This is a genomic window from Hallerella succinigenes, assembly GCF_002797675.1.
Classification (GTDB): domain Bacteria; phylum Fibrobacterota; class Fibrobacteria; order Fibrobacterales; family Fibrobacteraceae; genus Hallerella; species Hallerella succinigenes.
In genome coordinates, this window is sequence record NZ_PGEX01000001.1 from 2,063,465 (window position 1) to 2,072,839 (window position 9,375).

Here is a 9,375-nt window from a genome sequence, read left to right on the forward strand (position 1 = left end):
AAGTAGACATGACTTCATCCAATGACTTTTTTGTTCCGCTGTTTTTTCTGAAAAAGTCATAAAGGACTGAATCAAGTTCGTGTCTTATAAGGGCTCTTTACGAGATGAGGTAAAACCTAACAATTAACCAAAGGAATTTTATGAATACAAAACTTACAATTCTTGCGATTTTCGCTATCCTTATGATGGGCTGCAACGAAGCGAATGACTCTACTCCATTAACTATTACTACGACAAATAATACTGAAATGTCAAATGCCCTGCTCACGTCTTTCGGTGATGAAAAGGCAATTTACATTGACCAAAATAAAAAGGTAACTATTATTTCAAAGTTCGGCGATATTTTGGTTCAAACCGATTTGAATGCGGCTAAGCCAATCGAAACCAGTGCGTCTTGGAAAACTTCTATTCCAGCGCATGATAATGACACACTATATGCGTCTGCTGAATTTATTGATGATATGATTTATTATACATATCATATTGAGAAAGGTAGAACTTACGGAATGAAACCATATCTAGGGGTGGGCGTGAAATTGCTAGATTTGCCATGCCAAAGCGGTTGGATAGGCGATGTAGATGATAAAAAAGACTATAGTTGCCATGGAAAGGTTAAGGCATCGCTTTCCATTTGGAAAAAGGTTTTGTCAAGTTATTCATTGGGCACAACTATAACAGAAACTATCGAAGCCGGCAAGAAGTCAGGCGTCCAGTTCTACTCCGCTGCCAAGGAACGACACGACGCGGACGTGAATAAACTCAAGGAAGAGGCGGAAAAGAGAAAGGACAACTCTTACTTACGAATGGGTTTCCTCGATGACATTTCCAAGTTCAAGGGAAGACTTTCGGAAGAAGAAGCAAAGGCGATAGCGAACGAAGTTTTCGGAGGCAAGTAATGACAGAAGCGGAATACAGGGAATTTATCGAGCTCGAAAAGGATGGAAAAGCGAAGGAAATCTACATGAGCGAATACCCGAAAGTCCGCGCGGAAGCTGACGAATACAGGCGTTCGCTCGACGTGAAAGCCTCCGCGACCAAGGGCGGGAAGACTTCCGGCGAGAACGCACAGCTCGTGAACGGCCTTGACTGGGCAGGGCTTTATACAAAAGTAAATGGTGGAAAGGACGCACCGACGCAGGAACAGCTCGACGCCTTCCGCGGGAAAATCGCAAGCATCGTGACGGGTCTGAAAGTGGACAAGGACGGAAACGAATACTATGACCGTGGCGACCCCGACGACCTTTATGAACTTGCTGTAAATGCGGGACTCTATACGAAAGACCCTATCGCGAAGAAGTATTTCTCAAAGTTCCTCCGTGACGGCAACATAACGGAAGACGAAGCCAAGCAAAAGGTGGCGAACGGCGAATGGGACGAGGCGGACTTCTCGGACTGGCTCCGCGCAAAGAACTTTGCGGATATTCGCAACGATGCAAGCGAATTTGCACGCAAGCGCTCCGCAATGGCTTCTGCGGAGAAGTACATCGAGGAAAACCCGGTAAAGTCCGCACTCGCGGAATTTTTCCTTCCTTCCACGATGCGCACGCTCAAGGAAGGTGAAACGCCTACACGCTTGCAGATAGGAGCGGATGCGGCTGTTTCAGCCCTCGGGTTCATGCCTGGAGTCGGGGCAGTGGCCCGCACGCCTTCCGCATTGGCCGGTGCTATCCGAGTCACTCCGGCGTTGAAGTCCGCAAGCGCCGTCGAAAAGCTTACCGGACTCCTTATGCCTTCATTGGCGGGTGCGCTCACGGGAGCGAACGAGTACATCTTCAACGGCGAGGATTTTGGAACGTCAGCAAAGGACGCTTCCAAGAATGCTCTCATCGGTCTTGGAGGCGGTGCAGTGAATGAGCTAGGCACGCTCGCAGTGGCAAGCGCCATTCCAGGAATGAGCAGGGGTTCCGCCTTGCTGTCCCGCCTGTTCAACATTAACGGACCGGAAGTGCAGATTCTCCGACAGAAGAAGGCGTTGCAGGAAGCGGTAGGAATCATGAACGACGCGCTTTCAAGTTTTGCCAAGTTATTCATTGGGCACAACTATAACACGGTAGGTGATGTCTTATAAGGGCTCTTTACGAGATGAGGTAAAACAAAACTTAAAGGAGATACAAACAATGACAAATGCAAAACTCATGGCTGAAAATATCGCCGCTGGCATCAAGTCCAATTTCAACAAGACCCTAACAAAGTACGAATATGACTCTCTGCTCATGGCATGCAAGGACGTCATGAAAGACATACATGGACCTAAGACAAAGAAATATGTCGCTTCCGAAGTAGGCAAGGGCAACGGATTCTGCCACTTCGAGGATATCTCTCAATTCCACTTCGAAGATATCTCTCTATGGTTCTATTACGCGGTGTTAAAGGAATCTGCCGAATGTATCTCGTACCTGAAGGATGACAAGAAGATGCATCTGATGTATCATCACAACATGGAGTTGGCAGAATACTATGTGCCTAGTATAGATTAGGCAGATAAATACTTTACAAAACAAGCAAAGTTTACTATATTTGCATCATGGAAAAAGATGATGCAAGAAAGAATGTCCAGAGCCTTCTCGAAAAACGGAAGACAATCGTAAAAATGAAGAAGGCGGGATTCAAGAAAAGCAAGATCGCAGAGACCTGCGGCGTGAGCCGCCCCATGGTGGATGCAGTTCTATCGCTTTACGAGAAAGGCGGGATGAATGCGCTCAAGCCGAAGACAAGGGGCCGCAAGGAAAGGGAAAAAAGGCTCCTTTCCGCCAATCAAGAATCCGAGATACAGAAACTAATCCGGGACAAGCGTCCCGAACAGCTCAAGTTCAAGTTCGCCCTCTGGACCCGCGAAGCGGTTGCGGAGCTTGTCCGCAGCAAATTTGGAGTGAAGCTGGCCAAGAGAACGGTCGGCGACTACCTCAAAAGATGGAACTTCACCCCGCAAAAACCGATTGTCCGCGCGTACGAGCAAAACCCCGAAGCGGTGAAGAAGTGGCTCGAAGAGGAATACCCGAAAATAAAGGCCGATGCGGTATGCGAGAATGCGGAAATCCACTGGGCGGACGAGACCGCCATCGTGAACACGGATGTCCGTGGCCGCAGCTACGCCCCCTGCGGGCAGACCCCGGTCGTGAAGGCTCCCGGATGCAGGGAGCGCTTTTCCATGATATCGGCGGTGAACAATCGCGGGAAGTGCCACTGGATGATGATTGACGGGGCGTTCGACGCGACGAAGCTCATCGACTTCATGACGGCTCTGGTGAAGGATGTGTATGCAGACGGGAAAGGGAAGAAAGTGTTTCTCGTGATGGACAACCTGAGGGTTCACCACAGCAAGCCGGTAAAGGAATGGCTTGAAGCGAACACGGACAAGATAAGCGTATTCTACCTGCCCAGCTACAGTCCCGAGCTGAATCCTGACGAACGTCTTAATGCCGACCTGAAACACGAAATATCTTCCAACGCACCGGCTCGGACTCGCGAAAAGCTACGCTCCCATGCGGAATCCCACATGAAAATGGTGAGCAACAGCCCTGAACGAGTAATCAAGTATTTTGGCGACAAGCATGTCTCTTATGCAGCATGACTATGTAAAAAATATATCCGCCGGAGCAATAATAACACGAACATTAACCAAAGGAACAAACATGAATAGAAAAGAAACTTGAAATGTACCTAAAGAAGCAGAAAGCAAATGGACGTAACCCTGATGACGTATGACGCCATAAAAGCTAATCCAGTTTTAAACAGAGTTAGCAAACAGTAGAGCAAGACAAGTTAAGTCTTATAAGGGCTCTTTACGAGATGAGGGAAAACAAAAACTAGACCGGAAGCGGGGATTTTTGTTTAGATTGATGACGAGGAGGTGACGCCATGGGAAACGAAAATAATCAGTTCACTGAAAGTGGTTGGACTGAAAGTGATTGGGTCTGTGCAATCGTGTACATTACTTACGTCTTTTGGCCGTTTGTTTTGGCCATTCTTCTTATGGCGCTGTCCCCGTTGCTTGCAATTGTGTGTGGAGATCCTACTCTACTTATAGGTTTACTTCCTCTTGCATTCCTGATTTTCGTCATCTGGGGCTATCGCAAAGCGCTCAGGGATACGGCCGAAATTGCAAGGCAACGCCAGCAACCGCCACCGAAACTTTCGAAATGGGAAGAAAAGAAAAAGGCTGAATCCCTCTATAAATTCCCCTGAATATTCAAAAGACGGCCACGAATGGCCGCCTTTCTTGTTCCATGGCAAATTGTCGCCTTATTGAGGTATAACCATCTGAGCCTTATCCGTCATTCCATTGGTGGTTTTGTGGACATGTTCGATGAGCGAAATGCCGGACGATCCGCCCTTTACGTCGGTTTGTCTTATAAGGGCTCTTTACGAGATGAGGTAAAACGGAAAGCGTACTGGAAAATATTCACAGACGCTTAAAAACGGCGCAGAGCGCGCCTAATGGTCGTTTTTGCACCAAGTGGTACGAGAATACCCCTTGCACCCAAAAAGGCCGCAGAAACGCACCTAGACGCAAAAGAAAAACCACCGCGCTTCGACACGCTAGAACGCCTCACGGCTCGTAGTTGCGGTCTCTGAATTTTTCCAGCAGTTTTCGGCCCTTTTCAAGCAATTCGGCCTTCCACGGCGTTGTCGACGGTTCGCCAGCTACCTTGTCGGAGTACTTCTCGAAGACATCGCAAATTTCTGCGACCTCGTCGAAACCGTTCACACTGACGCTCAAATACTGGAAATTTTCGTCGTCAATTTCGACAAAGCCATGAAACTTTAGCGACGGATCCCCGAACTCGTAGAAGAACTCGTCAAGCGGTGAATTGCGGAATTGCCAGCCTATACACCGCTTGCGCACGCCACCAGCAAAGCGCATGGACTTCATTCTGCATCGCCGGAAATTACGGCGTTTTCTGAACCAGTTGTCGGCAACCTTCCAGAGCATTAAATCAGCCTCCTACCGAAACAGCCCGTACACTTCGGAAATGGTTTTGCACCGCAAGTCCTTCAATGGGAACGCAGGTGTCCCCGGTTCGAACGACCTGAAAAGGACCCAACCACCGTCATCCATCTCCGCCACCCAGACCGTTTCGTCCGTCTTCCGGTTCTTGCACTGGCAGAAACCGTACTCCATGTCCATTTCGTCAACGTCCAGGTCTTCGGCACGGCTCATGCGGATAAGATCGTCGATGCCCATAGCGTTACACGGCCCCCGCAAGCTCGCGCCCGATACGGTGCAGTTCGTCGCTTATCATCTTTCGGCGAGCGGCGGACGGCTTCTTCGATCCGTTCACGTATGCGGCGAAAAGCGGTTGCGGTATGTTCAGCCTGCGAGCGAAAGCGGTCGCGTTCAGCTCCGGGAAAAGCCAAAAGATACGCCCGATGGGGTTCATCTTCTGGGGCGCAAAGAATCCGGAAAGCTCCAGCCCTTCTTCGAGGTCGTCGAACGGCACGGCCGCGTCGTCCTCGAACATCCTAGAACGCCTCGGAGAACGACACGGTACCGTTGAGGTAGCGGTGCACCAGGCTGTTGATGAGCGTCTGGTAGTTAACGCCCATGCGTGCGGCCTTGGCCTTTATCCCGTCGATGTCTTCGCAGTCCATACGGAGCGAGACCATCCTCTTCCGGCTATCGGCGGCTCGTTCCTTGGCTGCTGCAATCGCATTCTGCAAGGCGCCCGGACCGCTGAAAGACAGTCCGTTCCTAACGGCCCACTCGTGGTCTGCAAGTTCCTCTGCCTCGGAGCGGTTCTCGAAGTACGCTGCCTTTTCGGCGGCATCAAGTTCTATTTCGTCAGCTTTTTCCATTGGTTGTCCCTCAGCTTGAAAGCGGTTGTCACGGTGTTGGTAACGTAGGAATAGACCACCTTGCAGAACTGCCCGGAAAGGACGGCCAGGATTTCGATGCAGTCCTCGTATTCCTTGGACTGTTCCGCCTTGACCACGGGAATCTTCTCGTCAAAGAGGTCCCGTACATCCTGCTCTGAAATGGAGCATTTAGCCATGTGTCCTTTCGCGTGGTCGCCGATTCTAACGTTCATGCCGATAATATATATTATATTTTTGACATTGTCAATACACTTTCAAGATTTTTCAAAAAAATATATCCAAGCCCCGTTGGCTCTCTTTCCGGAAAAAAGGAATCCCGCTTTTCGGGGAGGGATTCTTCTGTCTTATAAGGGCTCTTTACGAGATGAGGTAAAACTTCAAGCGGACGGCGATGGAGACGATAAACCAGTTCGTGAGCCGCCACGATTACGCCGAATTTATACGCAACATGGGCGGCAGGGTGTACAACAAGGCGGATGTCCTAGACAACGGCGGGGGGGTACAGGAACTGGGTTCGGACGTTACGCGATTTTATAAGAACGAAAAATCTTGATGAAGCAAAGATTCTTACTGAATTTAGGGACAAACTGCTAAATGGTCGGTATGACGAACTTGATTCAGTCCTTTATGACTTTTTCAGAAAAAACAGCGGAACAAAAAAGTCATTGGATGAAGTCATGTCTACTTTTGAAAATTGTAAAGATTCCAATGATTTTATATCTTTCCTTAGTCGCAGTAATCCATAATCATTGGGGCCTTTGCTGCGAGTTCGGAATAGTGCTTGCACTTATTGTTGTTTCTTGGGCGACTGTGCAAACCTCCATACAATTCAACAATATCCCTGCATCCAGCATAGGGGCTGTTGACGACGCTTTGGAGGTATTCGAAGCGCCTTTCCCAGTCAAAGCCGGTAACTGCCTTGAACTGTTCCGGCGTTATGTCGTGGTCAAGGACGCTTTCGTATTTCCAGAAGAATTCTTTTTTCTGTTCAGCCATAATCAAACCTACATATCCGAATATAGGTTATTTTTCCTTGTAGAACATCTCGTAGGACGTGCCAAGGGCATCCGCAAGCCTCATCGCCATCTGCATGGTGATTGGGCGCGTTCCGCGTTCAAGGTCTTATAAGGGCTCTTTACGAGATGAGGTAAAACTCTAAAGGAGGCTCTATGGATTACAGCAGTTATAAATTTTATCGAGGCGAAGAAGAATGCCCCGAAAAATTCGACTCTGAACAGAGCCGTCTATGGAATGCAGAACGCATTTTTGAAATGGACTTTCAAAAAAACGAAAGTTCGGACTGGTATGCTTTTTTTTGAGGAATGCGAAGTTGGCGGAAAAAACGCAAGCCAAATATTCATCCAAAAATTAGACGAAACTGAGTAAGAAAAGCCTAAAGATACAAGCAAAAAATGGATTTTTAATCTTTGGCTTGACTACTATCCCTGCCTTTTTTGCTTGTAGGCGAATTGGAGTAGAAGATGAATGAAGTTGAAAGCAAAATTCTTGTGTTGAGAGGTCAGCGAGTTATCCTTGATTGCGATTGGTTAATGTTGCCAAGCTAAAATACAGTCCTGTAAATCCGACAGCCTTTACTGAACGCGGTCTCTACATGCTTGCCACAATTTTGAAAGGGCGTGTCGCAACGCAAACAACTGTCTCGTGCCATTGCTCGCGTTCCTGAAGTTGTTGATGAAAATGAAAAGAAGTCGTTGTTGAAAGTAAAAAAGGCGTGGAGTTGAATGCATCTATCTACCTGAGCGTCCGTCTTGTTCCCGTTGTTGAAATTGTCGCAGTTTCAGATAGAGAACAAGAGAAAACTCTATTTGTCCCAAAGATAGATTTTTTGGAATGCCCAAAAATGTCAAAAATGAGCAAATAGGTACATCTTAGAGAAATTTGAAAAAATATTTTTTTTTCGATTGACTTTTTCCTCGAAAGATGGTATATTGTTTTGTGTTCGCTGAACGACGAATGTGTAATGCTGTAATAGGAGACGATATGAAAACATTGGATTCTTTTGGGTCTTACATTTCCGAGAAACGCCGAGAGCGAGGACTTTCGTTGAGAAGATTTGCAGAATTGATAGGCAAAGCCCCCTCTTATGTTTGTGACATCGAAAAAGGCAAAAAGAACCCCGTTGAAAAAGACTTTCTTGAAAAGATCGCAAATGTACTGAACCTTCTTGAAAACGAAAAAAACAAGTTGTTTGACCTATCGGCTAATGCTAGGCGTGATGTCGCACCGACTGATTTAACCGAGTATATCAAGGCGACTCCTCTTGCCGCAATTGCACTCCGTTCTGCGAAAAGCTCAAAAATTACAGACGAGCAATGGCGCAAAATTATTGATATAATCCAGAAGGTAAAATGAACGACTTCATTGATTACTCTTGTATTTCTATGGACGAAAGAGGCGTATATTGTGTTAGCTACGCCCAAATCGAGCGTGCTGTGGAAAAATATTTACAGGAGAATCACCCTGAAGTATTGCTGGCTCCACAAAGGATTCCTATTGAAGAATGGATCGATTCGGGCGAATACAGTTTTATACTGGACATGCGCAATATAGCCTATCCTCAAGCCAAGGGAATCACAGCGTTTTCAAAGATGGTCATTTGGTCTATTGACTGCGAAACGAATGAAATTCGAGGAATACCTATTGAAGAATCTACGATTGTCATAGATGAATCGCTACCTCCCGTAGAAATCAGGTTTACTGCGGCTCATGAAGTCGTCCATATCAAAATGCATTCCTATTACTTTATGCGTCATTCCAATGCAATTGCAGCGAATTCAAATGTTATCAGCCTGAGTTCCTATTTACGTAAACCGATTTGGTGGCTTGAGCGACAAGCGAATTATGGTGCAGGGGCACTACTGATGCCTCGGGTTACTTTATCATTGCTGTTCAAGATATTCTTTCAGACAACAAAGACGTTCAAGATTCCTAAAAATGATCCTCGATGTTGCGAATTTGTCAATTCGATTTGTGAAATTTATGATGTAAGCATGAGTGCCGCTCGTATTAGGCTCAAACAATTAGATTTGCTGGAGGAATAGAATATGGGTTCAATGAGGTGTTTTTGTGGCTATGGAATGCGGAATTCTGACAGCATAAATCAAATAGAACTTTCGCTTTTCAAACTTGATGATGTCAAGTCTGCTATAGAAAAGGGAGTTAAATTGAAGGACCTTCCGTATCTTTATGATGAAATTGAAGTTTGGCGGTGTCCGGTATGCGGACGATGGGATTTTGTCTCATCAGAGTTCAATTATCGAATGGTTCCTGCCGAGTCCGAGGCGGATGTGTCAGAATGTATGGACGAAGATGATGTCGTGTTAATTGAATACGACTTGCGCTCTGCGAATAACGCATTCTCCATCTCCGGAGAAATAACTGTTTCGGATTTTCTAAAGCTGGATGAAGATTTCGCCAAGATTCGTTATCTTAGGGTAAATCCTCGGAGAATGTTGTTGTACAGGGATTCTGCAATGTTGAAGCCTGTCAAATGTTATAAACAAGAAAAATAAAATTTTTTATCAGTAATGTTCGCCG

General features: G+C 46.6%; 16 protein-coding genes and 1 pseudogene. 11 read left to right on the forward strand and 6 right to left on the reverse strand.

Annotated elements, in window-relative coordinates; all coding sequences use genetic code 11:
- Positions 1–140: 140 nt before the first annotated feature.
- The 5 genes from BGX16_RS09470 (at position 141) to BGX16_RS09490 (ending at position 4,185) form a co-directional block, all read left to right on the forward strand.
- Positions 141–896, forward strand: coding sequence for a hypothetical protein (locus BGX16_RS09470; protein WP_100425814.1), 756 nt, complete (start codon positions 141–143; stop codon positions 894–896).
- Positions 896–2,068 carry a hypothetical protein gene (locus tag BGX16_RS09475; protein ID WP_100425815.1) on the forward strand — a complete coding sequence of 391 codons (1,173 nt, stop codon included), beginning with the start codon at positions 896–898 and terminating at the stop codon, positions 2,066–2,068. The genes BGX16_RS09470 and BGX16_RS09475 overlap by 1 nt, the downstream gene beginning before the upstream one ends.
- A gap of 49 nt (positions 2,069–2,117) precedes the next feature.
- Positions 2,118–2,477 carry a hypothetical protein gene (locus BGX16_RS09480; protein ID WP_157797969.1) on the forward strand — a complete coding sequence of 120 codons (360 nt, stop codon included), beginning with the start codon at positions 2,118–2,120 and terminating at the stop codon, positions 2,475–2,477.
- A gap of 47 nt (positions 2,478–2,524) precedes the next feature.
- Positions 2,525–3,571: an IS630 family transposase gene (locus BGX16_RS09485; RefSeq protein WP_073306514.1), complete on the forward strand. Its 1,047-nt coding sequence runs from the start codon at positions 2,525–2,527 to the stop codon at positions 3,569–3,571.
- Positions 3,572–3,858: 287 nt separating this feature from the next.
- Complete coding sequence (locus BGX16_RS09490) at positions 3,859–4,185, forward strand: hypothetical protein (RefSeq protein ID WP_100425817.1); 327 nt, start codon at positions 3,859–3,861, stop codon at positions 4,183–4,185.
- 364 nt (positions 4,186–4,549) lie between these two features.
- On the opposite strand, the gene BGX16_RS09500 is transcribed toward BGX16_RS09490, so the two are convergent.
- The 5 genes from BGX16_RS09500 to BGX16_RS09520 form a co-directional block, all read right to left on the reverse strand.
- On the reverse strand, positions 4,550–4,873 hold the full coding sequence (locus BGX16_RS09500; protein WP_100425819.1) for a hypothetical protein: 324 nt from the start codon (positions 4,871–4,873) through the stop codon (positions 4,550–4,552).
- A 72-nt stretch (positions 4,874–4,945) separates the two neighbouring features.
- Positions 4,946–5,185, reverse strand: coding sequence for a hypothetical protein (locus BGX16_RS09505; RefSeq protein ID WP_100425820.1), 240 nt, complete (start codon positions 5,183–5,185; stop codon positions 4,946–4,948).
- Positions 5,186–5,189: 4 nt separating this feature from the next.
- Positions 5,190–5,462 carry a hypothetical protein gene (locus BGX16_RS09510; RefSeq protein WP_241899520.1) on the reverse strand — a complete coding sequence of 91 codons (273 nt, stop codon included), beginning with the start codon at positions 5,460–5,462 and terminating at the stop codon, positions 5,190–5,192.
- A gap of 1 nt (position 5,463) precedes the next feature.
- Positions 5,464–5,796, reverse strand: a complete 333-nt coding sequence (locus tag BGX16_RS09515) for a hypothetical protein (protein ID WP_100425821.1) — start codon at positions 5,794–5,796, stop codon at positions 5,464–5,466.
- Positions 5,775–6,029, reverse strand: coding sequence for a hypothetical protein (locus tag BGX16_RS09520; protein ID WP_100425822.1), 255 nt, complete (start codon positions 6,027–6,029; stop codon positions 5,775–5,777). The genes BGX16_RS09515 and BGX16_RS09520 overlap by 22 nt, the downstream gene beginning before the upstream one ends.
- Before the next feature lie 179 nt (positions 6,030–6,208).
- On the opposite strand from BGX16_RS09520, the gene BGX16_RS14660 reads away from it, so the two are divergent.
- Entirely contained in the window at positions 6,209–6,370 is a 162-nt protein-coding gene (locus BGX16_RS14660) for a hypothetical protein (RefSeq protein ID WP_157797970.1), read from the forward strand.
- A gap of 173 nt (positions 6,371–6,543) precedes the next feature.
- Here the strand turns inward: BGX16_RS14660 and BGX16_RS09525 are convergent, their stop codons facing one another.
- Positions 6,544–6,813, reverse strand: a complete 270-nt coding sequence (locus tag BGX16_RS09525; protein WP_100425813.1) for a hypothetical protein — start codon at positions 6,811–6,813, stop codon at positions 6,544–6,546.
- 173 nt (positions 6,814–6,986) lie between these two features.
- Here BGX16_RS09525 and BGX16_RS14665 point away from each other — a divergent pair, with 173 nt between their 5' ends.
- The 5 genes and pseudogenes from BGX16_RS14665 to BGX16_RS09545 all read left to right on the forward strand — a co-directional run bounded on the left by BGX16_RS14665 (position 6,987) and on the right by BGX16_RS09545 (position 9,350).
- Positions 6,987–7,136, forward strand: coding sequence for a hypothetical protein (locus BGX16_RS14665; protein WP_157797971.1), 150 nt, complete (start codon positions 6,987–6,989; stop codon positions 7,134–7,136).
- Positions 7,137–7,378: 242 nt separating this feature from the next.
- A pseudogene (locus BGX16_RS15265) lies at positions 7,379–7,477 on the forward strand (ORF6N domain-containing protein); the annotation flags it as partial.
- A 341-nt stretch (positions 7,478–7,818) separates the two neighbouring features.
- Positions 7,819–8,190, forward strand: coding sequence for a helix-turn-helix domain-containing protein (locus BGX16_RS09535; protein ID WP_100426819.1), 372 nt, complete (start codon positions 7,819–7,821; stop codon positions 8,188–8,190).
- Complete coding sequence (locus BGX16_RS09540) at positions 8,187–8,879, forward strand: ImmA/IrrE family metallo-endopeptidase (RefSeq protein WP_100425823.1); 693 nt, start codon at positions 8,187–8,189, stop codon at positions 8,877–8,879. Before BGX16_RS09535 ends, BGX16_RS09540 begins: the two co-directional genes overlap by 4 nt.
- Positions 8,880–8,882: 3 nt before the next feature.
- Positions 8,883–9,350 (forward strand): hypothetical protein, encoded by a 468-nt coding sequence (locus BGX16_RS09545; protein ID WP_100425824.1) that lies wholly within the window; start codon positions 8,883–8,885, stop codon positions 9,348–9,350.
- Positions 9,351–9,375: the final 25 nt, after the last annotated feature.

Bases quoted from the DNA above. Each gene is read 5' to 3' on its own strand.
- BGX16_RS09535 (WP_100426819.1), top strand. From the start codon at position 7,819: ATGAAAACATTGGATTCTTTTGGGTCTTACATTTCCGAGAAACGCCGA.
- BGX16_RS09520 (WP_100425822.1), bottom strand. From the start codon at position 6,029: ATGAACGTTAGAATCGGCGACCACGCGAAAGGACACATGGCTAAATGC.
- BGX16_RS09510 (WP_241899520.1), bottom strand. From the start codon at position 5,462: ATGTTCGAGGACGACGCGGCCGTGCCGTTCGACGACCTCGAAGAAGGG.
- BGX16_RS09505 (WP_100425820.1), bottom strand. From the start codon at position 5,185: ATGGGCATCGACGATCTTATCCGCATGAGCCGTGCCGAAGACCTGGAC.
- BGX16_RS09475 (WP_100425815.1), top strand. From the start codon at position 896: ATGACAGAAGCGGAATACAGGGAATTTATCGAGCTCGAAAAGGATGGA.
- BGX16_RS09490 (WP_100425817.1), top strand. From the start codon at position 3,859: ATGGGAAACGAAAATAATCAGTTCACTGAAAGTGGTTGGACTGAAAGT.
- BGX16_RS14660 (WP_157797970.1), top strand. From the start codon at position 6,209: ATGGAGACGATAAACCAGTTCGTGAGCCGCCACGATTACGCCGAATTT.
- BGX16_RS09485 (WP_073306514.1), top strand. From the start codon at position 2,525: ATGGAAAAAGATGATGCAAGAAAGAATGTCCAGAGCCTTCTCGAAAAA.
- BGX16_RS09525 (WP_100425813.1), bottom strand. From the start codon at position 6,813: ATGGCTGAACAGAAAAAAGAATTCTTCTGGAAATACGAAAGCGTCCTT.
- BGX16_RS09470 (WP_100425814.1), top strand. From the start codon at position 141: ATGAATACAAAACTTACAATTCTTGCGATTTTCGCTATCCTTATGATG.
- BGX16_RS09515 (WP_100425821.1), bottom strand. From the start codon at position 5,796: ATGGAAAAAGCTGACGAAATAGAACTTGATGCCGCCGAAAAGGCAGCG.
- BGX16_RS09540 (WP_100425823.1), top strand. From the start codon at position 8,187: ATGAACGACTTCATTGATTACTCTTGTATTTCTATGGACGAAAGAGGC.
- BGX16_RS09500 (WP_100425819.1), bottom strand. From the start codon at position 4,873: ATGAAGTCCATGCGCTTTGCTGGTGGCGTGCGCAAGCGGTGTATAGGC.
- BGX16_RS09545 (WP_100425824.1), top strand. From the start codon at position 8,883: ATGGGTTCAATGAGGTGTTTTTGTGGCTATGGAATGCGGAATTCTGAC.
- BGX16_RS14665 (WP_157797971.1), top strand. From the start codon at position 6,987: ATGGATTACAGCAGTTATAAATTTTATCGAGGCGAAGAAGAATGCCCC.
- BGX16_RS09480 (WP_157797969.1), top strand. From the start codon at position 2,118: ATGACAAATGCAAAACTCATGGCTGAAAATATCGCCGCTGGCATCAAG.